Origin of the sequence: Variovorax sp. Root318D1 (assembly GCF_001424835.1) — a bacterium.
Lineage (GTDB): Bacteria > Pseudomonadota > Gammaproteobacteria > Burkholderiales > Burkholderiaceae_C > Variovorax.
In genome coordinates this window covers 121,286-142,419 of record NZ_LMCQ01000003.1, presented here as the reverse complement: position 1 = coordinate 142,419, position 21,134 = coordinate 121,286, and the positions used below count along the sequence as shown (strand labels likewise).

General features: G+C 65.6%; 20 protein-coding genes. 12 read left to right on the top strand and 8 right to left on the bottom strand.

All coding sequences use genetic code 11. From position 1 onward, the window contains the following. Positions 1 to 10: 10 nt before the first annotated feature. Positions 11 to 652, bottom strand: coding sequence for a DUF1109 domain-containing protein (locus ASC78_RS04320; RefSeq protein ID WP_055796889.1), 642 nt, complete (start codon positions 650 to 652; stop codon positions 11 to 13). Continuing rightward, a complete protein-coding gene (locus ASC78_RS04315) occupies positions 649 to 1,230 on the bottom strand; it encodes a sigma-70 family RNA polymerase sigma factor (RefSeq protein ID WP_200934260.1) in 582 nt (193 codons plus the stop codon). Before ASC78_RS04315 ends, ASC78_RS04320 begins: the two co-directional genes overlap by 4 nt. A 179-nt stretch (positions 1,231 to 1,409) precedes the next feature. On the opposite strand from ASC78_RS04315, the gene ASC78_RS04310 reads away from it, so the two are divergent. From ASC78_RS04310 to ASC78_RS04260, 11 genes are all read left to right on the top strand, one after another. Beyond that, positions 1,410 to 1,829: a hypothetical protein gene (locus ASC78_RS04310; RefSeq protein ID WP_055796886.1), complete on the top strand. Its 420-nt coding sequence runs from the start codon at positions 1,410 to 1,412 to the stop codon at positions 1,827 to 1,829. Between the two features lie 15 nt (positions 1,830 to 1,844). After that, entirely contained in the window at positions 1,845 to 2,315 is a 471-nt protein-coding gene (locus ASC78_RS04305) for a DUF6152 family protein (protein WP_055796883.1), read from the top strand. Positions 2,316 to 2,427: 112 nt separating this feature from the next. Then, the gene (locus tag ASC78_RS04300) at positions 2,428 to 3,756 is read left to right on the top strand and encodes a GTP cyclohydrolase II (protein WP_055796880.1); all 1,329 of its coding nucleotides are present in this window, start codon (positions 2,428 to 2,430) and stop codon (positions 3,754 to 3,756) included. Beyond that, positions 3,753 to 5,162: a URC4/urg3 family protein gene (locus ASC78_RS04295; RefSeq protein ID WP_055796876.1), complete on the top strand. Its 1,410-nt coding sequence runs from the start codon at positions 3,753 to 3,755 to the stop codon at positions 5,160 to 5,162. Before ASC78_RS04300 ends, ASC78_RS04295 begins: the two co-directional genes overlap by 4 nt. 35 nt (positions 5,163 to 5,197) lie before the next feature. Further along, a complete protein-coding gene (gene upp, locus ASC78_RS04290) occupies positions 5,198 to 5,827 on the top strand; it encodes a uracil phosphoribosyltransferase (RefSeq protein WP_055796873.1) in 630 nt (209 codons plus the stop codon). Positions 5,828 to 5,975: 148 nt separating this feature from the next. After that, the gene (locus ASC78_RS04285) at positions 5,976 to 6,980 is read left to right on the top strand and encodes a BMP family protein (protein ID WP_055796869.1); all 1,005 of its coding nucleotides are present in this window, start codon (positions 5,976 to 5,978) and stop codon (positions 6,978 to 6,980) included. Between the two features lie 11 nt (positions 6,981 to 6,991). Beyond that, positions 6,992 to 7,933 carry a 5'-methylthioadenosine/S-adenosylhomocysteine nucleosidase gene (locus ASC78_RS04280; protein WP_443082705.1) on the top strand — a complete coding sequence of 314 codons (942 nt, stop codon included), beginning with the start codon at positions 6,992 to 6,994 and terminating at the stop codon, positions 7,931 to 7,933. Positions 7,934 to 8,069: 136 nt separating this feature from the next. Further along, on the top strand, positions 8,070 to 9,671 hold the full coding sequence (locus ASC78_RS04275; RefSeq protein WP_055796866.1) for an ABC transporter ATP-binding protein: 1,602 nt from the start codon (positions 8,070 to 8,072) through the stop codon (positions 9,669 to 9,671). After that, positions 9,671 to 10,732, top strand: coding sequence for an ABC transporter permease (locus tag ASC78_RS04270; RefSeq protein WP_200934263.1), 1,062 nt, complete (start codon positions 9,671 to 9,673; stop codon positions 10,730 to 10,732). Before ASC78_RS04275 ends, ASC78_RS04270 begins: the two co-directional genes overlap by 1 nt. 130 nt (positions 10,733 to 10,862) lie before the next feature. Next, a complete protein-coding gene (locus ASC78_RS04265; protein WP_055796860.1) occupies positions 10,863 to 11,786 on the top strand; it encodes an ABC transporter permease in 924 nt (307 codons plus the stop codon). After that, positions 11,786 to 12,235, top strand: a complete 450-nt coding sequence (locus ASC78_RS04260; protein WP_055796857.1) for a hypothetical protein — start codon at positions 11,786 to 11,788, stop codon at positions 12,233 to 12,235. Before ASC78_RS04265 ends, ASC78_RS04260 begins: the two co-directional genes overlap by 1 nt. Before the next feature lie 24 nt (positions 12,236 to 12,259). On the opposite strand, the gene ASC78_RS04255 is transcribed toward ASC78_RS04260, so the two are convergent. Both ASC78_RS04255 and cysC read right to left on the bottom strand, forming a co-directional pair. Beyond that, positions 12,260 to 13,336 (bottom strand): hypothetical protein, encoded by a 1,077-nt coding sequence (locus ASC78_RS04255; protein WP_055796853.1) that lies wholly within the window; start codon positions 13,334 to 13,336, stop codon positions 12,260 to 12,262. Beyond that, positions 13,333 to 13,914, bottom strand: a complete 582-nt coding sequence (gene cysC / locus ASC78_RS04250) for an adenylyl-sulfate kinase (RefSeq protein WP_082517425.1) — start codon at positions 13,912 to 13,914, stop codon at positions 13,333 to 13,335. The genes ASC78_RS04255 and cysC overlap by 4 nt, the downstream gene beginning before the upstream one ends. A gap of 151 nt (positions 13,915 to 14,065) precedes the next feature. Here cysC and ASC78_RS04245 point away from each other — a divergent pair, with 151 nt between their 5' ends. Next, positions 14,066 to 15,346, top strand: coding sequence for an amidohydrolase family protein (locus tag ASC78_RS04245; RefSeq protein WP_055796846.1), 1,281 nt, complete (start codon positions 14,066 to 14,068; stop codon positions 15,344 to 15,346). Positions 15,347 to 15,371: 25 nt separating this feature from the next. On the opposite strand, the gene sbcB is transcribed toward ASC78_RS04245, so the two are convergent. From sbcB to clpS, 4 genes are all read right to left on the bottom strand, one after another. Continuing rightward, positions 15,372 to 16,811 (bottom strand): exodeoxyribonuclease I, encoded by a 1,440-nt coding sequence (gene sbcB, locus ASC78_RS04240; RefSeq protein ID WP_055796843.1) that lies wholly within the window; start codon positions 16,809 to 16,811, stop codon positions 15,372 to 15,374. Continuing rightward, positions 16,812 to 18,257, bottom strand: coding sequence for a cardiolipin synthase (gene cls, locus ASC78_RS04235; protein ID WP_055796839.1), 1,446 nt, complete (start codon positions 18,255 to 18,257; stop codon positions 16,812 to 16,814). A 106-nt stretch (positions 18,258 to 18,363) separates the two neighbouring features. Further along, positions 18,364 to 20,685 (bottom strand): ATP-dependent Clp protease ATP-binding subunit ClpA, encoded by a 2,322-nt coding sequence (gene clpA, locus ASC78_RS04230; protein WP_055796837.1) that lies wholly within the window; start codon positions 20,683 to 20,685, stop codon positions 18,364 to 18,366. 67 nt (positions 20,686 to 20,752) lie between these two features. After that, positions 20,753 to 21,112, bottom strand: coding sequence for an ATP-dependent Clp protease adapter ClpS (gene clpS / locus ASC78_RS04225; protein WP_021007487.1), 360 nt, complete (start codon positions 21,110 to 21,112; stop codon positions 20,753 to 20,755). Positions 21,113 to 21,134 lie beyond the last annotated feature (22 nt).

Below are 21,134 nucleotides of genomic sequence, written 5' to 3'. Positions count from 1 at the left end.
GCCAATCGGCTTACCAGCGCAGCAAGCGCGGCCCGAGCACGGCGCCCACCAGCACGGGCAGCGCGATGCCGCTGACGTACCAGACCGCCAGGAAAGGTGCCGTCAGTTCCATGCAGTGCAGCGCATAGACGGCCGCCCCCACCCCGCCCGCCAGTCCGCCGGCGACCGCACCAGCTAGAGCCGGCCGCGTGGGCGCCAGGCCTTTCAACGCCATCAGCGCCGCGGCGAAGACCGGCAGTGCCATCAGCCCGATGCTGAGTGCGCAAACGCGCCACGACTCGCCCATGAGCAGGGGCATGCGCTCCTGCGGCGGCGCATTGAACCAGGCCATGGCCGCCAGCACCCACACCGCGAGCACCGGCACGGCGACGCCGAGCCAGGCGCGCCGCACCTGCACGCCGGGGCGCGCGAGGCGCTGCACCATCACGAAGGCGGCCGCCGCAATGCACAGCGGAAACAGCACCTTGACCCAGAACATCGGCCAGAACATGGCCTGGACCAGATCGCGGCGCAGGCCGTACTCGGTGAACAGGATGGCGAACGACAAGGGCAGCGCCGCCAGCAGCGCAAAGGCCAGGCGGCGCCCCGCGGCACGGCGCGGCGCGGCCGTGGGGCCGCTGGCCAGCATGGCGACGAGGTCGTCGGTCTTCATGATGCCTTGCCTCCCATCTTTGCCGCGAGCGCCTTGAGCCCGCGATGAATGCCGACCTTCACGGCCGACTCGGACATGCCGGTCAGGCTTGCGGTCTCGGCCACCGAAAGGCCTTCGAGCTTCACGTGCACGATCGGCAGGCGCTGGCGCTCGGGCAGCGTCTGCAGCAGACCACCCAGGTCGCGGCGCGCGTCGCTGGCATCGGTGGCCGATTCGGCGAACACCGCCAGGTCGTCGTCCAACGGGTCATGCAACGCTTCGCGTGCCGACTTGGCGCGCAGCAGGTCGATCATCTTGTACCGCGCAATCGCATGCACCCAGGCCGTCAACGGCTGGTCGCTTTGATACGTGTGGCGCTGGTTGTGCATGGCGAGCAGGCATTCCTGGACAAGATCTTCCACTTCATCGGGCCAGCCGAACAGGCGCTTGCCCAGAAAGGCGCGCAAGTGCGCGCTGAGTTTTTGCAGGAACTCGCGATAAGCCACTGCGTCGCCGTCCAGGCCGCGCAGGAACAGGCTCCGCAGCGCCGCCTCGGCTTCGCTCATTCGCGTCCTGCTGTCCACTGTGTTTCGTACCATCGGACCGGCTGGTTACAGCCCTTTCGAAAAAAGATTCCGCCGAATTGTGCCGTGCCCGGCGGCGGCGCCAGGCTCCGTGGTCGGCTAAGCTCGGCCGAACCCATGCAAGGAGCGCTCATGCAAGCAGTCACCTCATGTCTCCCGGGCCGTGAACAGCGCCCAACCGGGGCCTGAAGCCGATGCTGTCCGGCCTCGCTTCGAACCCGTGGGCCTATCCGGCGCTGGAAGTAGTGCACATCGTCGGCATTGCGCTGCTGTTCGGTGGCCTGCTGGTTTTCGAGTTGCGCGTGCTCGGCCTCGGCCGCGAGCTTTCGGCGCCGCAACTGGCCCGCCTGACACTGCTGCCGGCATTGGTCGGCTTTGGGCTGTGCGCCGCTACCGGCCTCACCATGTTCTCCACGCAGCCGAGCGAACTGCTGGCCAACAACGCGTTCCGGGTCAAGCTGGTCCTGATCGGCCTGGCAGGCGCCAACGCCATCTGGTTTCACGTTCGCGGCGGCCCCGCCGCAACTGGCGGAGTGGCCAAGGCCCAATGCATGTTGTCGCTGGGGTTTTGGCTCGCTGTCATCATCTGCGGGCGCTGGATTGCCTACATCTAAGCCAAGGAGACCGAGATGATTCAGAGAAGACACTTGTTCGTTGCCGGTTCGCTGGGCCTGGCTTTGCCGGCCTGGGCGCACCATGGATGGAGCAGCTTCGACCAGGACCGGCCGCTCTACCTGGAGGGGCGTGCGACCAAGGTCATGTGGCGCAATCCGCATGGTGAGCTGGAACTCGAACTCCCCGAGAACCCCACCCTGCCGTCCGACCTGAAGCAGCGTGCGTTGCCCAGCCAAAGCGCGGCCGTAGATGGCCCCGGTCTGCTGGCCAAGGCGCAATTGCCTTCGCGCCGCGACCGCAAGTGGACCATCGAACTGGCACCCCTCACGCGTCTGCAAGCCTGGGGCGTGGACGAGATCAAGCCCGGCACTTCCGTCGCGGTGCTGGGCTTCACCTTCACCGGCGAAAAGGGGGACCCGGTGCTGCGCGCCGAATACCTGTTCGTCGGCGGCAAGGCCTACGGCCTGCGCTCCTCGCCAGCCTGAACGGCACTCTGGCCGCGCTAGATGGCGCGGCCACCGGCGGCAATGACGACATTCGCGCCCTGCTTGCCAGCTGCGCGAGTGATCGGTACATTGCATTTTTTGAGGGCCTCCAATGTCCGCAGATAGCACAGCGACCTCTTCGGCGATCCCAGCGACTCCGGCAACTCCTGTCGTCTCCCCCCTTCCCCCGCTCCACCCTTCGTCGTCGACCGGCCACATCCGGCTGACCTCCCACGCCGGCGGCTTCGGCGCGCTTCCCATCCGATGGGGCGCGGCCACTGCCACCGAGCGCGGGCCTGTGGTGGGCACTACCACGAAGCGGGCGCATCGCAACGTGATCGGCACGCACAGCGGGTCATACAGCGTCTATCGCGCACTGGCCGTGGCGGCCGGCGCTCTCAAGCGCGAGCACAAGGCCGACCTGACCAACACCGCGCCCACCGACGTGATCGGCCCATACCCGCAGTGGAGCGAGCCGGGCCGCATCGTTTCGCTCGACCCCTGGGGCGCATTGGTGGCCGATGTGTTTTCCGCCGAGCTGGCAGCGGGCTACGACATTCGCCCGACCATCGCAATCACCAAGGCGCACGTGATCCTGCCCGAGGTGATCGAGGCGCTGCAGAGCGGCCGCCTCAAGGCCGACGGCCACTTTCTCACCACCGGCGGCGCTGCCATGGTGACCAAGGCCGCCATCGAGCCCGTGTGGTACCTGCCCGAGGTGGCGCGGCGCTTCGGCTGCTCCGAGACGGACCTGCGCCGCACGCTCTTCGAAGAGACCGGAGGCATGTACCCCGAGCTGGTCACGCGTTCCGACCTGGAAGTGTTCCTGCCGCCCATCGGCGGGCAGACGCTCTACATCTTCGGCAACCCGCGCGACCTGGCCAACCCGGACGTGGAGCTCACCGCGCGCATCCACGACGAGTGCAACGGCTCCGACGTGTTCGGCTCCGACATCTGCACCTGCCGCCCCTACCTCACGCACGCCATCGAGGAGTGCATCCAGGGTGCGCAGCGCGGCGGCGTCGGCCTCATCGCCTATTCGCGCAAGGAAGGCCGCGCGCTCGGCGAGGTGACCAAGTTCCTGGTTTACAACGCCCGCAAGCGCCAGGTCGGCGGCGACACGGCCGACCAGTATTTCGCGCGCACCGAGTGCGTGGCCGGTGTGCAGGACATGCGCTTCCAGGAGCTGATGCCCGACGTCTTCCACTGGCTCGGCATCAAGAAGATCCATCGGCTGGTGTCGATGAGCAACATGAAATTCGACGCCATCACCGGCTCTGGCATCGAAATCGGCGAGCGCGTGAACATTCCCGACGAACTGATTCCAGCGGACGCCCGCGTCGAGATGGACGCCAAGATGGCGGCCGGCTATTTCACGCCCGGCCCGGTGCCGGACGCCGAGGAACTCAAGAAGGCCAAGGGCCGGGGATTGAGCGAATGAGCGGCAACAAGCAAAGCAGCGACTACCTGCCCGCAGACGGTTCAGGCAACCTGCCGCCGGGCAGTGCGGGCGACATCGATCCGGCCATCGAGTTCGCACCGGACACCAGCCACCCCGCAGGTGCCGCCACCGTGCTGCGCACCACGGCTGCAATCCGCGAGCGTGCGGCCGCGCTTCTGGCGCGCGCACGCCGGGGCGAGTCGCAGTGGTTCCGCATTGGCGGCGCCGACGCGCTGGACGACGCGGCACGCACGGTGGCCGAGGTCACGCGCGAGCGCTACCCCTGGGACACCATTCCGTATCACAGCCGCTGGCGCCACTTCGAGGCCGGCGGCGTCGACCGGCTGAAGCAGCTCGACCAACTGCTCGGCAAGCGCATCGACGCGCGGCAGCGCGCCCGCGCACACATCGACCTGGTGCTGGTGAGCGTGCTGCTCGATGCCGGCGCGGGGCCCGACTGGCACTACACCGAGCCCGCCTCGGGTGAGCGCTTTGCACGCTCCGAAGGACTGGCGGTCGCAAGCTTCCATGCCTTCACCAGCGGCCTGTTCTCATCCGACCCCGACCATCCGCTGCAAGTGGATGCGGCCGGCTTGCGCGGCCTCGTGACCGACAGGCTCGGCGACGCCTTCCAGGTCAGCGACGTCAACCCGCTGGTCGGCCTGGCCGGCCGCACGGTGCTGCTGCGCCGGCTCGGTGAAGCCATGAGCGAGCAACCCGAGACCTTCGGCGACGAAGGCCGGCCCGCCGGCATGTTCGATGCGCTGGTCGCGCCGTTCGGCGCTGCCGCGCCGCCCACGGCCGAGATCACGGCCCACCAGATCCTGTCGCTGCTGCTCGAAACTCTCTCGGGTATCTGGCCCTCCGCCAATGCCATCGACAGCATTGCTGCCGATGGCAGCGATGCCGCGGGCGGCGTCGGCTGGAGCGACCCGGCCCTCGCGCTCGGCGACTGCTGGCGCCACAGCGCGGTGCGCGGCCCGGGCCTCACCAATGGCTGGATGCCGTTCCACAAGCTGTCGCAATGGCTCACCTATTCGCTGCTTGAGCCCTTCGAATGGGCGGGCGTGAAGGTGCGTCATCTCGATGCGCTCACCGCCCTGCCCGAGTACCGCAACGGCGGCCTCCTGCTCGACAGCGGCGTGATCGTGCCGAAGGACCCGGCCTTTCTTTCGCGCACCTGGAAGGCCGGCGACGAGTTCATCGTCGAGTGGCGCGCGCTCACCGTGGCGCTTCTCGACGAGCTGGCCCCGCACGTGCGCAAGATGCTCGACCGCACCGAACAGGAACTGCCCTTGGCGTGCGTGCTCGAGGGCGGCACCTGGGCGGCCGGCCGCGTCTTGGCACAGCGCTTGCGAGACGGAGCGCCACCGCTCCTGATCGAAAGCGACGGCACCGTCTTTTAGACTCCCCGCATCAGCAACGGCAGAAATAAAATCCAATGAGCAACGTCCATCTCCTCGACCATCCCCTCGTCCAGCACAAGCTCACGCTGATGCGCCGCAAGGACGCCTCCACCAACAGCTTTCGCCGGCTCCTGAACGAAATCAGCATGCTCATGGCCTATGAGGTCACGCGCGACATGCCGATGCAGGACATCGAAGTCGAGACCCCGCTCGAGACCATGCAGGCCAAGGTCATCGACGGCAAGAAGCTCGTGCTGGTTTCCATCCTGCGCGCGGGCACCGGCATCCTCGACGGCATGCTGACCGTGGTGCCGGGCGCGCGCGTCGGCCACATCGGCCTGTACCGCGACCCCAAGACGCTCACGGCCGTCGAGTACTACTTCAAGATGCCGGGGGAAATGGAGAACCGCGACGTGATCGTGGTCGACCCGATGCTGGCCACCGGCAACTCGGCCGTGGCCGCGGTTGAGCGCCTGAAGGAGCTCAACCCCAAGTCAATCAAGTTCGTCTGCCTGCTCACCTGCCCCGAAGGCATCGCGACCATGCAGAAAGCGCACCCCGACGTGCCGATCTACACCGCCGCGATCGACCGCGAGCTGAACAGCCATGGGTACATCCTGCCGGGCCTCGGCGACGCGGGCGACCGCATCTTCGGCACGAAATGAACCCACCCCCGTCCCTCGCTCACTTCGTGTAGCTCGACTCCCCCCTCAAGGGGGCAACACCAGCGGCCCGGCAAAGCCGGTTCCGCGGTGTTTCTGGAAGAGGCACGGGGAGCGCGGTCGAGAATTTTTTATACCGAGGAGAAGCACCGTGACAGCACGCCGTCAGTTGATCATTCGTTCGGTCGCCATCGCAGCGGCAGCGCTTGCAGCGGGCGCGCCCGGCTTTGCGCTCGCGCAGACCAAACTCAAGGTGGCGGCGGTGTACACCGTGCCCTTCGAGCAGCAATGGGTGGGCCGCATCCACAAGGCGCTCAAGGCGGCCGAGGCGCGTGGCGAGATCGAATACAAGGCCACTGAGAACGTCAGCAACGCCGACTACGAGCGCGTGATGCGCGAGTACGCCACGGGCGGCAACCAGCTGATCTTCGGCGAGGTGTTCGGCGTGGAAGCGGCGGCGCGCAAGGTCGCGAAAGACTTTCCCAAGGTCGCCTTCTTGATGGGCTCGTCGCTCAAGCCGCAGGCGCCCAACTTCAGCGTGTTCGACAACTACATCCAGGAGCCGGCGTATCTCTCCGGCATGGTGGCCGGCGGCATGACCAAGACCAATCGCATCGGCATGGTCGGCGGCTTCCCGATTCCTGAAGTGAACCGGCTCATGAACGCTTTCATGGCCGGCGCGAAGGAAACCAACCCCAAGGTCGAGTTCAGCGTGAGCTTCATCAACAGCTGGTTCGATCCGCCCAAGGCCAAGGAAGCGGCTTTCGCGATGATCGACAAGGGCGCCGACGTGATGTACGCCGAACGCTTCGGTGTCTCGGATGCGGCCAAGGAAAAAGGCAAGCTCGCCATCGGCAACGTGATCGACACGCAAGCGCAGTACCCCGACACGGTGGTGGCCTCGGCCCTGTGGAACTTCGAGCCCTCGGCCGACCGCGCAATCAAGCTCGTGAAGGAAGGCAAGTTCACGGCCGAGGACTACGGCGTCTACTCGACCATGAAGCACAAGGGCTCGGAACTCGCGCCGCTCGGCACTTTCGAGAAGAAGGTGCCGCCCGACATCGTCGCCAAGGTGAAGGCCAGGCAGGCCGACATTTTGGCCGGCAAGTTCACGGTGAAGGTCGACGACTCGCAACCCAAGTCAACGGCGAAGTGAGGAAGCCGACGATGATGCGCTGGCGCTCCCTTCTAGCGGCCAGCGTGCTGGCACTCGGCCTTTCGGGTTGCGCTGGCGTCTACAAGACCGGTAGCGATGGCAGCCTCAGCGCCCGGCTGGACGACACGCCGCGCATCGCCGTGATCTCCGCTTTTCAGCCCGAACTCACGCTGCTGCTGAACCGCATTCAGGCACCGGCGAAGCACAGCGTCAACGGCGTCGAGTTCACCACCGGCACGCTCGAAGGCAAGCCGGTCGTGCTGTTCCTCTCGGGCATCAGCATGACCAACGCGACGATGAACACGCAGGTGGTGCTCGACCGGTTTCGCATCACCAATATCGTCTTCAGCGGTATCGCGGGCGGTGTGAATCCGCAGCTGCACGTTGGCGACGTCACGGTGCCGGCGCAATGGGGTCAGTACCTCGAAGTGCTGATGGCGCGCGAAACCACGCCGGGCAAATACACAGCGCCGCCCTTTATCAAGGATGCCACGCTGCCCAATTTCGGCATGATGCATCCGCGCCCGGTCGAAGTGCGCTCGGCGGCGCATCCACAGATCGTGCGCAAGTTTTGGTTCGAGGCCGATCCGAAGATGCTCGACGTCGCGCGCAGCATTCGCAATGTCGACCTGGCGAACTGCAGTGCCGGCAAGTGCCTGGCGCGCAAGCCTCAGCTGGTGGTGGGCGGCAACGGCGTTTCAGGACAGGCCTTCATGGACAACAAGGCGTATCGCGAATACACCTTCAAGACCTTCCAGGCCAATGTGCTCGACATGGAGACCGCCGCCGTGGGCATGGTGGCCTACAGCAACGGCGTGCCCTACATCGCTTTCCGTTCCCTCAGCGATCTTGCGGGCGGCGGAGACGGCGAGAACGAGATGGGCACCTTCATGGGCATTGCGGCGGACAACTCGGCCAAGGTCATGCTGGCGTTCCTGGCTGCATGGAAGTGATCCCGCTTTCACTCCCTCCCCTCCCGGGGGAGGGCTGGGGTGGGGGCACGCGGCTCTCGAATGATCACGGTGGTGTGGCAAGCGCTGCTTGCCCCCATCCCGGCCTTCCCCCAGAGGGGGAAGGAGCAAGATATCCATGAGCAACGCCACCGTTCTGCGTCTTCAGGGCATCACCAAGCGCTTCGGCTCTCTCGTTGCGAACGACGGCATCTCGCTCGACCTGCAAGCCGGCGAGGTGCTCGCACTGCTGGGCGAGAACGGCGCGGGCAAGTCGACCTTGATGTCGATCCTGTTCGGCCACTACGTCACCGACGAGGGCACCATCGAGGTGTTCGGTGCGCCGTTGCCTCCCGGCAATCCCAAGGCCGCACTGGCCGCTGGCGTGGGCATGGTGCACCAGCACTTCACGCTGGCCGACAACCTCAGCGTGCTCGACAACGTGAGCATGGGCACCGAGCCGTTGTGGCGGGTGTTCTCGCGCCGTGCGGCCGCGCGTGCCCGGTTGCTCGAAGTGGCGCAGCGCTTTGGCCTGCCGGTGCAGCCCGACGCGATGATCGGCAACCTCTCGGTCGGCGAGCGGCAGCGCGTCGAAATACTGAAAGCGCTATACCGCGGCGCGCGCATCCTGATCCTCGACGAGCCGACCGCAGTGCTGACGCCGCAGGAAAGCGAAGCGCTGTTTGCCACGCTCGCGCAGATGGTGGCGCAGGGCCTCTCGGTCATCTTCATCAGCCACAAGCTGGGCGAGGTGCTGCGCGTGTCGCAGCGCATTGCCGTGTTGCGCGGCGGCAAGCTCGTGGCCGAGGCGCGCACGGCCGAGACCACGCAGGCGCAGCTGGCGCTCTGGATGGTCGGGCATGCGGTCGACGCCCCGCAGCGCCGGCCGGCCAAGTCGGTGGGCGATGCGGTCTGCGTGCTTGACCACGTGAGCACCGCATCGGCCAGGGACGACGGGCAGGACCATTCGAGCGCCCTTCGCGATGTGTCGCTGACGCTGCGCGCTGGAGAAATCACCGCGATCGCGGGTGTTTCGGGCAACGGCCAAGTGGCGTTGGCCGAGTTGCTGTGCGGCACGCGCCGCGCCACTTCGGGCACGGCCCAGCTGATGGGCCGCGCGCTGCCGCCCTCGCCTGCCCGGCTGGTGCAGCGCGGCGTGGCGCGCATTCCCGAAGACCGTCATGCGGTGGGCGTGGTCGGCGATCTGCCGGTGTGGGAAAACGCGGTGTCGGAACGGTTGCGCAGCCCGGTGTTCTCGCGCTGGTCGTGGTTCGTGCGGCGTGCGGCCGCGCGGCTTCATGCCCGGCGCATCGAAAAAGCATTCGACGTGCGCGGCGCCGGCCTGATGGCGCCGGCCCGCTCGCTCTCCGGCGGGAACATGCAGAAGTTGATTCTGGGGCGGGCGCTGCTCGCGCCCGAGCAGGCCGAAGACGCCGACAACAAGAAATACCCGACACGCGCGCCGCGCCTGATCGTCGCGCACCAGCCAACCTGGGGCCTCGACATTGGCGCCGTGGCCTATGTGCAGCAGCAGCTGATCGCCGCGCGGGATGCGGGCGCGGCGGTGCTGGTGATTTCCGACGACCTCGACGAAGTGCTCGCGCTGGGCGACCGCGTGGCCGTAATGCATGGCGGCCAATTGGGCGAAGCGCGCCCGGCCGCGGCCTGGACGCGCGAAGCCATCGGGCTGGCGATGGCCGGCGCGACGCAGCAGCAGCCAAGCGCAGGAGCCTTGCCATGATGCGTCTCGAACAGCGCCACGAAACCTCGCGCGCCGCACTGGTGCTGGCCCCGATCGGCGCTGTGGCGTTCACAATGCTCGTGAGCGCGCTGCTCGTGCTGTGGGCCGGCGCACCGGTCGGCCGCACCTACGCGCTGCTGTTGCAGGGCGGCTTCGGCTCGGTGTTCGCATGGAGCGAGACGCTGACGCGCGCGGTGCCGCTGATCCTCACCGGGCTGGCCGCGACGGTCGCCTTCAAGGCACGGCTTTTCAACATCGGCGCCGAGGGGCAGCTGTTCGCCGGCGCCCTTGCCGCCGTGGCCGTGGGCGGCATGCACGGCGGCACCGGCTTCGAGCTCGCGCCCTGGCTGCTGTTCCCACTGATGATGCTGGCCGCGGCCCTCGCTGGCGCCCTGCTGCTGCTAGGCCCGGCGCTGATGAAGAACAAGCTCGGCGTCGACGAAGTGGTGACCACGCTCTTGATCAACTTCATCGTGCTGCTGGGCGTCTCGGCCCTGCTCGACGGACCGATGAAAGACCCGACCGCCATGGGCTGGCCGCAGAGCGTGTCGCTGCAGCCCGACCTCGAACTCGGCAAGCTCATCGCCCAGACGAGGGTGCACACCGGGCTCGTGTGGGCCGTGTCGCTGGCGGTGGTGGTGTGGGCGATCTTCAAGTACACGGTGCTGGGCTTCGACATTCGCGCCATGGGCGCCAGCGCACGCGCCGCCGCATTTGCCGGCGTGCCAGTCACGCGCACCGTGGTGCTGGTGGCGCTGCTCTCGGGCGCGCTGGCCGGCCTCGCGGGTGCCATCGAGGTAGCAGGCCGCACGAGCTACGTCACGCTCGACATGTCGCCGGGCTATGGCTACACCGGCATCGTGATCGCGATGCTCGCGGGCCTGCATCCGCTGGGCGTGATCGCCGCGGGCGTGTTCGTGGCGGGCGTGCTGGTCGGCGCTGACACCATGAGCCGCGCCGTGGGCGTGCCGACCTACATCGCCGACGTGATCGTGGCGGCCTCGCTGATCGCGGTGCTGGTGGCGACCTTGCTGACGAAATACCGGCTCAGGCTGAAATGACGAGTCTGCGCTCTTCGGTCTTGCTCCTTCCCCTCCCGGGGGAAGGCTGGGATGGGGGCATCGGCGTCCACAGCGAGCGCCGCCTGCCCCCACCCCAACCCTCCCCCGGAAGGGGAGGGAGAAATTCGACATGACGGATTTATTGGACATCCTCGCCAACCCGGCCTTCTGGGTCGCTGTGCTGCGCATCGCCACCCCGCTCATTCTCGGCACGCTCGGCGTGCTGTTGTGCGAGCGCGCGGGCGTGCTCAACCTGGGCATCGAGGGGATCATGGTCGCAGGCGCCTTCACGGGCTGGCTCGCGGTGTATGCCGGTGCGCCGCTCTGGGCCGGGGTCGCCGTGGCCGCGCTCACAGGCATGGTGTTCGGGCTGCTGCATGCCTTTCTCACCGTGGGCCTTGCGCTGTCGCAGCACGTGTCGGGGCTGGGCATCACGCTCTTGGCTACGGCGCTCAGCTACTTCGGCTACCGCGTGAGCTTTCCGAAGGTGAATACGCCCCCGACCATCGCGCCCTTCGCGCCGATGGAGTGGCTGCCGGTGCCGATTCTGAACGCGCAGACCTCGCTCACCCTGTTCGCCCTGTTGCTGGTGCCGGCCATCGCCTGGGTGCTGTACCGCACGCCGCTCGGGCTCGCGCTGCGCATGGTCGGCGAGAACCCGCAGGCGGCCGAGAGCCAGGGCGTGTCGGTCGCGGCCACTCGCACCGGCGCCATCGTGGCGGGCTCGGCGCTGATGGGCGTGGCGGGCTCGTTCCTCACGCTTTCCGCCTTTAATGCCTTCTTCTTCAACATGGTGAACGGCCGCGGCTGGATCTGCGTGGCGCTGGTGGTGTTTGCCTCGTGGCGGCCGGGCAAAGCCCTGCTGGGTGCGCTGCTGTTCGCGTTTTTCGACACGCTGCAACTACGGCTGCAACAATCGGGCGATGCGGTGCTCCCCTACCAGATCTACCTGATGCTGCCCTACCTGTTGTCGATCCTCGCGCTGGTGCTGGTGGCGCGAAAGGCCAGCTATCCGCAGGCACTGATGAAGCCTTATCGCAAGGGGGAACGCTGATGCGCAAGCCGGCCACGATGTGCGCGGGGCTGCTCATGGCATTGTGTTGCGCGGCCGTGCACGCGCTGGGCATCGACCAGCCCTATGAGCGCTTCAAGACGCCTGACGCGGTCGATTGGGTGCAGTTGTGCGGCACTTGGGGCAAGGACCACAAGGGCACCTACCGCGTGATCCACGCCGACTTGGACGCGCAGTCTTTCCTGTACGTGCAATGGATGGGCCGCGACGCCGCTGGCAACCTGCATGCAGAGCACACGGTGGCGATTGCCGAACTCGACAACGACCACGCTGAAATTGTGCTCAGCGACCTGACCTGCCGCGCCACGCCGCGGGGCATCGTGGTTTCGGCCAAGGCGGATTCGAGCCACGACGACAAGCTGCGCCGCGTGATGATCGAGGTTGGACCTGCGCCGGGGCAATACCGGTATCGGGCGCAACGCACGCGCTAAGCCAAATCTCGGTCGGCGCCCCTTTCATGGACGAGAAGAAAACGCTACTCGCCAAAAATTCTTCATCACCCCAGATACCGCGCGCATCGGCGCGGTCACACGCCACGAGTGCGATGCCTGCAATGAGACAACGCGCCGCTCCATTTGCGCAATGCAGATTGCCGACTCCTTCAGCCTCTGATTCAGTTCGGTTTTTTCCAGCGTCAGTTGCGCAGTACGGGTGGTTGCTTCATCCCGCTCCCGTTGCAGTGCGGTTTTGCCCGACGTCAATTGCTCGGCATGAATCCGAGCCTTTTCCAGTTCCCGTTCCAACGCCGCATTTTCCAAGGTCAGTTGCTCGGCATGAATCACCGTCTTCTCCAACTGGCGCTTCAACGCGGTTCTGTCGAGCACCGCGTGGCTTGGGAATGCAATGCCCGGCGGCATTGCGCCGGATTCTGGTGGGCATTTCATAGCGTCATCAGAAGTCAGTTCCTTGCCAATGCGAACCTTCGAAGGCACCGCAATTCGCTCATGCGCACGCAGGGCCGATGCACGATCGACCTTGTTCCCTAGGACAGGACGCAACGCCTCGCAGAGATAGTCTGGATCGTCGACGAAACGCGGAAAATCGAGCAGCACGACCGGAATGCTTCGCTTCACGAGCGCGTGCAGAAGTTCATGAAAGCCAAGTGCAAGAAGACGCGCCTGGTCGAGGGGATTGAGTGAATAGACGATTCCGCCCGCCGTCGTTCCCCAGGACTCCCATTGCTTGCAATCGTCGGGCATCGTCGGGTTTCCGTAACGTGCGCGCAACTCGTTGATGGAACGGCTGGTTGCCGCTTCGACGATGCTTCGCATTGGAATAATGACCGCATCCACCACGATCTCTCGAGCTGCCAGCAGGCGCTCCACGTACTCGTACAACCAGGGCGACTTGACGACGTAGGGCGCATCGGGATTATCCAGAAGCAAGTCTTCCAGCCCCGCGTTGGCATCCTCGTCGTAGCCAGGATGCGGATTGCGGGCAAGATGAGTATCCAGACCGCATTCGGCAAGGTATTGCACCAGGAATGTCGTGCCAGCACGGCCCGTCCCTGCGATGAGCAGATGATTCTTCATTTTCTTCCGTCCCTCATGCGCCACGCGCGGAAAGCCAACATCAGAGCGCTCGTTGCATGAGCGACTTCGCAGTCCGACGTATCGATGACCAGGTCGGGCTGAAGGGGCGGTTCGTAGGCATCTGAAATGCCCGTGAATTTAGTGACTTCGCCCCGGCGCGCACGCGCGTACAGACCTTTGACATCACGCCGTTCGCAAGTTGCGAGAGGGGCACTTACATAGACCTCACGGAAGGCCGTGCCGATGATGTTCCGCGCCAAGGCGCGGAGTTCACGCATCGGAGATACGGCGGCCACGATGACCACAAGCCCCTGGTCACTCAGCAAGCGGGCGACTTCTGCAATTCTTCTGATGTTCTCGCGGCGATCTGCCTGGCCAAACCCCAACCCTTGGCTCAGGCCGCGACGAACGTCATCTCCGTCAAGAATGGCGACTGCAACACCGTCGGCCATTGCGCGCTGGCGCAGACTTTTGGCGATTGTGGATTTACCGGCGCCTGAAAGTCCTGTCAGCCAAATAACGCACGGGCCGCCACTGCGCTGCGTTTGCGGCGATATCGGATCACGATCAATCCTCATGACTTTCGGCCTTTGGACAAGCTTGGTATATCGGAGCATGAGAGGATAGGCAGCACTTTCTTGCGCTTTGTCTCCGCAGCGCAAAGTTTTCTGACATGAAAATTAGGCTCTATCTCGGGCCCACTGGAAACACCGCCACGCAGGTCATCCAATGCTGAATCTTCTCGTCACCAACGCCACCCTCCCCGACGGCCGCACCGGCATGTCGATTGCCGTCGAGGGAGGCCGCATCGCCGAAGTCACCCAAGGCCTCGTCGCCTCTGCCGACGAAACGCTGGACGCGCAAGGCCTGCTCGTCGCGCCTCACTTCGTCGACCCGCACTTCCACATGGACGCCACGCTGAGCTACGGGCTGCCGCGCGTGAACCAGAGCGGCACGCTGCTCGAAGGCATCGCGCTGTGGGGCGAACTGAAGCCGCTGCTCACGGCAGAAGCGCTGATCGAGCGTGCGCTGGCGTATTGCGACTGGGCCGTGGCCAAGGGGCTTTTGGCCGTTCGCTCTCACGTGGACACCAGCGACCCGAGCCTGCTCGCGGTCGATGCTCTGCTCGAAGTCAAGCGGCAGGTGGCGCCCTACCTCAACCTGCAGCTGGTCGCCTTTCCGCAGGACGGCGTGCTGCGCTCTCCCGGCGGCGTCGAGAACCTGAAACGCGCGCTCGACAAGGGCGTGGACGTGGTCGGCGGCATTCCGCATTTCGAGCGCACCATGGCCGATGGCGCCGCCAGCGTGAAGCTTCTGATGGAGCTTGCGGCCGAGCGCGGCAAGCTGGTCGACATGCACTGCGACGAGTCGGACGATCCGCTCTCGCGCCATATCGAGACGCTGGCCTTCGAGGCTCAACGCTTGGGCATGCAGGGCCGCGTGACGGGCTCGCACTGCACGTCGATGCATTCGATGGACAACTACTACGTGAGCAAGCTACTGCCGCTCATTGCCGAGAGCGGCGTCGGCGTGGTGTCGAACCCGCTCATCAACATCACGCTGCAGGGCCGCCACGACACCTACCCCAAGCGCCGCGGCATGACGCGCGTGCCAGAGCTGATGGCCGCTGGCGTGAACGTCGCCTTCGGCCACGACTGCGTGATGGACCCCTGGTACGGCATGGGCTCGGGTGACATGCTCGAAGTGGCGCACATGGGCCTGCACGTGGCGCAGATGACCAGCCAGGCCGGCATCCGCCAATGCTTCGAAGCCGTGACCACGAATGCCGCGCGCGTGATGCATCTGGAGGGCTACGGGCTCGAGGCGGGCTGCGACGCGAGCTTCGTGCTGCTGCAGGCGCGCGACCCGGTCGAAGCGATCCGCCTGCGCGCCACGCGGCTCAAGGTGTTCCGCAAGGGACGTTTGCTGGCGGAAACGCCCGCTGCCACGGCCGCGCTGCATCTGCCACGCCGCGCGCAGGCCACCAGCTGGATGATCCAGAAGCCCTAGCTGGGCGTGGCGCTCGCCACAAAATTCATGCGTCGGGTGCGATGGCCTCGGCGTACTCGTAGAGCGCACCAAGGATTTCCTCGCCACGCTCGTCGGCGGTTTCGGACAGCGCATCGACCTCGCTGAACAGCATTTCGATGGTGCGAACCCCGCCCTCGCCCTTGAAGAGCCGCGCGACGCGCAGCGCCTCCCAGCGTTCGATTTCTTCCGGGCTGAGCGTTTCGGGCCAATTGCGCGCACGGTAGCGAAAGAGAATTTCCTCGAGGCGCCCGTCATCGAAGCCAGTGCGATCTTTTGCAAGCTCTTCAGGCGACAGCGCGCGCAGCTGGTTCAGCCGCCGCCGGTCGCCGTTGCCGACGAAGCCGCCGTACAGGTCTTCATCGACGTCAGGCGTGGCCTCCTTGGGACGGGCATACACCTGCGACCAGATGGCGCTCATGTCGGGCAGGTCGCGGGCGATGGCCGCATGGCGCATGGCCGCATCGAGATCGACGTTCCAGCGCTCGGCCATGGCCGGCGCGAGCGTGCGCAGGTTGCCGACCACCATCGGCGACTTGTTCAGGTGAATGCCCTTCATCGGCAGGCGGACCACGCCCTCGGGCAGGTCGGCGGTGCGCGTGAAGAGGCGCAGGCGCAAGGTCTCTACATCGATGTCGCGCAACTCGCTCGGGTCGTGGGCCAGATCCCAGGCGAGCAGCTCGTTCTTGTTGGTCGGGTGGCTCGCGAGCGGCCACATCACGCTCAAGCAGCCGCGCTCGACCGGGAACATGCCCGATATGTGCAGAAAGGGCTTGGCTGTTTCACGCATGGCCGGCAGGCCCAGCTCACTGGCGACGCGGTCCTTCTTGTGCAGGCCGAAGGCGAACTCGAACAGCTTGGGCTGTCGATCGCGAATCAGCCGCGCCAGCGCGATGGTGGCGCGCACGTCGGAGAGCGCATCGTGCGCCGACTCATGCAGAAGGCCGTTGGCGCGCGCCAGGTCTTCGAGTTTGAAGCTGGGCTTGCCGTCCTCCTTCTTTGGCCACTCGATGCCGTCGGGGCGCAGCGCGTAGGTGAGGCGCACCACGTCGAGCAGGTCCCAGCGGCCGCAGTCGTTCTGCCATTCACGCGCGTACGGATCGATGAGGTTGCGCCAGAACAGGAAGCGCGTCACCTCGTCGTCGAAACGGATGGTGTTGTAGCCCACGCCGATGGTGCCGGGCTGCGAGAAGGCTTTTTCGATTTGCGCGGCGAAGGCGTGCTCGGGGATGCCACGCTCGAGGCACAGCTGCGGCGTGATGCCGGTGATCAGGCAGGCCTCGGGGCTGGGCAGGTAGTCGGGCGCCGGCTTGCAATAGATCATCAGCGGCTCGCCGATCTCGTTCAGCTCGGCGTCGGTGCGGATGGCTGCGAACTGCGAGGGCCGGTCGCGGCGCGGCACGGCGCCGAAGGTTTCGTAGTCGTGCCAGAGAAAGGTGTGGTTCATTCAGAGCAAGGGAGAAAGCAATCGTGCAATCGCGTCGCCGAGGCGGCGCCAGAAACTCTGCGGCCGGTGGGCGCGCACCGCGCCGGAGCTGTGGAGATCGGTTTCGAACTGCGCGGCCAGCGGGCGCGCCAGCTCTGGGCCGTAGACCACCGCGCTCACTTCGAAATTGAGCCGGAAGCTGCGGTTGTCGAAATTCGCGGTACCGATCATCGCGCAATGGTCGTCGACCACCAAGGTCTTGGAGTGCAGCATGCGGGCCTTGTACTCCCACACCTTCACTCCGGCCGCAATCAGCTCGTCGAAATAGGAGCGCGCGGCGGCACTCACAATGGCCGAATCGCTGCGGCGCGGGACCAGGAGGCGCACGTCCACGCCGCGCAGCGCTGCGCTGGTGAGCGCCATCAGGGCGGGCTCGCCGGGCACGAAGTATGGCGTGGTGAGCCACGCGCGCTCGCTCGCTGAATGAATGGCCTCCACGTGCATGCGGTGGATGGGCTCCAGCGCGTTGTCCGGTCCGCTGGTCACAATCTGCACCGGAATGTTGCCAGCCTCCACCTGCGGCAGCATGGCGTCCATCAGGGGGTCCATGTTCCGCAGGTCTTCGCCGGTGGCGTAGGCCCAGTCTTCGAGAAAGGTCGTCTGCAGCCAGCGTACCGCGCTGCCTTCGATGCGCAGGTGCACGTCGTGGTACGCGTCAGGACGGGTGCGCTTGTCTTCCTCGTCAGTGATGTTGACGCCGCCGGTGAAACCGACGCGGCCGTCGCACACCACGATCTTTCGGTGGGTGCGGTAGTTGGTCACTGGCCGCAGGCGGCGGCCGATGCGCGTGTCGTGGAAAAGCGCGACCTGCACGCCGGCGGCATGCAGCGGCGCCATGAACTTGCGGCCGATGCGCTTGGAACCGAGCGCATCGAGCAGGAGGCGCACGGCCACGCCCTGCCCCGCACGCTCCACCAGCAGGTCGCGCAGCGCGGTGCCGATCTTGTCGGGCTCGAAGATGTAGTACTCGAGGTGGATGTGGTCGCGCGCCGCGCGTACCGCCTCAAAAATCGCGTCGAAGGTACGCGCACCGCCCGAAAGCAACTCGACACTGATGGCGCTGGAAACCGGCAGCCCGCAAGCGGCGGTGCCGAGCCGGGCCATCTGCTGCAGCGCCGGCGGCGCATTCTGCGCTGCGTCGCGCAAACGTGCCAGTTCGGCCTGGGTGTGGGCTTTGGCGCGGCTGCGCAGGCGCTTGACGCGCTGCTTGCGCAAGCGCTGCGGCCCCAGGAAGTAATAGACGACGAAGCCCGCAAACGGCAGCAGCGCCAGCGACAGTATCCAGCTCATGGTGGACACCGGCGCGCGCTTCTGCATCACGATCCAGACCGAAAGCACGGCGATATAGCCGCTCCAGGCCAATGAGAGGCCGGTTTTCCATTCCTGGCTGAGCTCGGGAAGAATCAAGGTGTGCGGTACAGGTAGCTTCCGGCAAAAAAAAGCCGGCAGCGAATGCTACCGGCCTTTTTGGTACTGCCAGAAATACCGCGGAACCGGCTTGGCCGGCCGCGCTTTATCCTGCAGCAGCCTCTTCGGCTTCGGGCTTGGACTTGCCTTCCTTCTTCGGCAGCGGCTGGATGTCCAGCAGCACTTCGCCCTTGTCGTCGATGTCGACCGACAGGCGGCCGCCATCGATCAGGCGTCCGAACAGCAGCTCGTCGGCCAGCGCACGGCGGATCGTGTCCTGGATCAGGCGCTGCATCGGGCGGGCGCCCATCAGCGGGTCGAAGCCCTTCTTCGCCAGGTGCTTGCGCAGCCCGTCGCTGAACGTGACGTCGACCTTCTTCTCGGCCAGCTGCGTTTCGAGCTGGAGCAGGAACTTGTCGACCACGCGCAGGATGATCTGCTCGTCCAGCGCCTTGAAGCTCACGGTCGCGTCCAGGCGGTTGCGGAACTCCGGCGTGAAGAGGCGCTTGATATCGGCCATTTCATCGCCCGCCTGGCGCGGGTTGGTGAAGCCGATGGTTGCCTTGTTCATGGTCTCGGCACCCGCATTGGTGGTCATCACGATGATCACGTTGCGGAAGTCGGCCTTGCGTCCGTTGTTGTCCGTCAGGGTACCGTGGTCCATGACCTGCAGCAGCACGTTGAAGATGTCCGGGTGCGCCTTCTCGATTTCGTCGAGCAGCAGCACCGCGTGCGGCTTCTTCGTGATGGCTTCGGTCAGGAGGCCGCCCTGGTCGAACCCGACGTAGCCCGGAGGCGCGCCGATCAACCGGCTCACCGCGTGGCGCTCCATGTACTCCGACATGTCGAAGCGGATCAGCTCGATGCCCATGATGTAGGCGAGCTGCTTGGCCGCTTCGGTCTTGCCGACGCCGGTGGGACCGCTGAACAGGAACGAGCCAATCGGCTTGTCTTCGCGGCCGAGGCCTGAACGCGCCATCTTGACCGCGGACGCCAGCACTTCGAGTGCCTTGTCCTGGCCGAACACGACGCTCTTCAGGTCGCGCTCGATGGTCTGCAGCTTGCCGCGGTCGTCGTTGCTGACGTTGGCCGGGGGAATACGCGCGATCTTCGCGACGATGTCCTCGACCTCGGTCTTGCTGATGGTCTTCTTGCGCTTGTTCGCGGGCAGGATGCGCTGAGCGGCACCGGCCTCGTCGATCACGTCGATCGCCTTGTCGGGCAGATGGCGGTCGTTGATGTACTTGGCGCTCAGCTCGGCCGCGGCCTGCAGGGCCGCCACCGCGTATTTGACGCCATGGTGCTCTTCGAAGCGCGACTTCAGGCCCTTCAGGATGTCGACGGTTTCCTGCACCGTCGGCTCGACCACGTCGACCTTCTGGAAGCGACGCGACAGGGCCGCATCCTTCTCGAAGATGCCGCGGTACTCGGTGAAGGTGGTGGCACCGATGCACTTGAGCTGGCCGCTCGAGAGCGCCGGCTTGAGCAGGTTCGACGCGTCGAGCGTGCCGCCCGAGGCCGCGCCCGCACCGATGAGGGTGTGGATTTCGTCGATGAACAGGATGGCGTTCGGCTTATCCTTGAGCGACTTGAGCACGCCCTTCAGGCGCTGCTCGAAATCGCCGCGGTACTTGGTGCCAGCCAGGAGGGCGCCCATGTCGAGCGAGTAGACCTGCGCCTCGGCCAGGATTTCCGGCACGTCGGACTGCGTGATGCGCCATGCCAAGCCTTCGGCGATGGCAGTCTTGCCCACGCCAGCCTCGCCCACCAGCAGCGGGTTGTTCTTGCGCCGGCGGCACAGGATCTGGATGACGCGCTCGACCTCGTATTCGCGGCCGATCAGCGGATCGATCTTGCCGTCCTTGGCGAGCTGGTTGAGGTTTTGCGTGAACTGCTCGAGCGGCGAAGCCTTCTCGTTCTTTTCGCCGCCGCCCTCTTCGCCCTCGCCCGAAGATGATTCGCTGCTGCCCTTGACGGCTTCAGGCGGGTCGCTCTTCTTGATGCCGTGGGCAATGAAGTTCACCACGTCCAGGCGGGTCACGCCTTGCTGGTGGAGGTAGTACACCGCGTGGGAGTCCTTCTCGCCGAAGATCGCGACCAGCACGTTGGCGCCGGTGACTTCCTTCTTGCCGTTGCCGGTGGACTGCACATGCATGATGGCGCGCTGGATCACGCGCTGGAAACCCAGCGTCGGCTGGGTGTCTACATCGTCGGTACCCGCCACCTGGGGCGTGTTGTCCTTGATGAAGTTGGTAAGCGACGCCCGCAGGTCGTCGACGTTGGCCGAGCAGGCGCGCAGAACTTCCGCGGCGCTCGGGTTGTCCAGCAAAGCGAGCAACAGATGCTCCACGGTGATGAACTCGTGGCGCTGCTGCCTGGCCTCGACGAAGGCCATGTGCAAGCTGACTTCCAGTTCCTGGGCAATCATGTGATTTCCTTTTGCCTTGCTGTAAATAACTTCTCAGATGGGTTGGAGCTTGCGCAATTCAACTGGTTCACGCAACAGGCTCGCTCACGCACTGCAACGGATGCCCGGCCTGATGCGCCGCCTCCATCACCTGATTGACTTTGGTGGCCGCGAGGTCGCGGGAATAGACCCCGCAAACCCCGCGTCCATCCAGATGAATCTTTAACATGATCTGGGTCGCAGTTTCACGATCTTTGTTGAAATATTCTTGCAGCACGACGATCACGAACTCCATGGGCGTGTAGTCGTCGTTCAGCATCACCACCTGGTACATCTGGGGAGGCGCGGTTTTTTGCGGCCGCCGCTCCAGAACGACCGAATCTCCGTCATCCCCGGCCGGTTTCTGGGCCGGCGGAGTGCTGGGAGTCTTGGGAATTCTCGTTGCCATAAAAAAGATTCTATAGAGCGTG

Coding starts and splice junctions, on each gene's coding strand:
- upp (WP_055796873.1), top strand. CDS start 5,198: ATGAGCAACGTCCATCTCCTCGACCATCCCCTCGTCCAGCACAAGCTC.
- ASC78_RS04310 (WP_055796886.1), top strand. CDS start 1,410: ATGCTGTCCGGCCTCGCTTCGAACCCGTGGGCCTATCCGGCGCTGGAA.
- ASC78_RS04265 (WP_055796860.1), top strand. CDS start 10,863: ATGACGGATTTATTGGACATCCTCGCCAACCCGGCCTTCTGGGTCGCT.
- clpA (WP_055796837.1), bottom strand. CDS start 20,685: ATGATTGCCCAGGAACTGGAAGTCAGCTTGCACATGGCCTTCGTCGAG.
- ASC78_RS04275 (WP_055796866.1), top strand. CDS start 8,070: ATGAGCAACGCCACCGTTCTGCGTCTTCAGGGCATCACCAAGCGCTTC.
- sbcB (WP_055796843.1), bottom strand. CDS start 16,811: ATGAACCACACCTTTCTCTGGCACGACTACGAAACCTTCGGCGCCGTG.
- clpS (WP_021007487.1), bottom strand. CDS start 21,112: ATGGCAACGAGAATTCCCAAGACTCCCAGCACTCCGCCGGCCCAGAAA.
- ASC78_RS04255 (WP_055796853.1), bottom strand. CDS start 13,336: ATGAAGAATCATCTGCTCATCGCAGGGACGGGCCGTGCTGGCACGACA.
- ASC78_RS04245 (WP_055796846.1), top strand. CDS start 14,066: ATGCTGAATCTTCTCGTCACCAACGCCACCCTCCCCGACGGCCGCACC.
- ASC78_RS04270 (WP_200934263.1), top strand. CDS start 9,671: ATGCGTCTCGAACAGCGCCACGAAACCTCGCGCGCCGCACTGGTGCTG.
- ASC78_RS04300 (WP_055796880.1), top strand. CDS start 2,428: ATGTCCGCAGATAGCACAGCGACCTCTTCGGCGATCCCAGCGACTCCG.
- ASC78_RS04295 (WP_055796876.1), top strand. CDS start 3,753: ATGAGCGGCAACAAGCAAAGCAGCGACTACCTGCCCGCAGACGGTTCA.
- ASC78_RS04280 (WP_443082705.1), top strand. CDS start 6,992: ATGATGCGCTGGCGCTCCCTTCTAGCGGCCAGCGTGCTGGCACTCGGC.
- ASC78_RS04315 (WP_200934260.1), bottom strand. CDS start 1,230: ATGGTACGAAACACAGTGGACAGCAGGACGCGAATGAGCGAAGCCGAG.
- ASC78_RS04260 (WP_055796857.1), top strand. CDS start 11,786: ATGCGCAAGCCGGCCACGATGTGCGCGGGGCTGCTCATGGCATTGTGT.
- ASC78_RS04320 (WP_055796889.1), bottom strand. CDS start 652: ATGAAGACCGACGACCTCGTCGCCATGCTGGCCAGCGGCCCCACGGCC.
- cysC (WP_082517425.1), bottom strand. CDS start 13,914: ATGAGGATTGATCGTGATCCGATATCGCCGCAAACGCAGCGCAGTGGC.
- ASC78_RS04305 (WP_055796883.1), top strand. CDS start 1,845: ATGATTCAGAGAAGACACTTGTTCGTTGCCGGTTCGCTGGGCCTGGCT.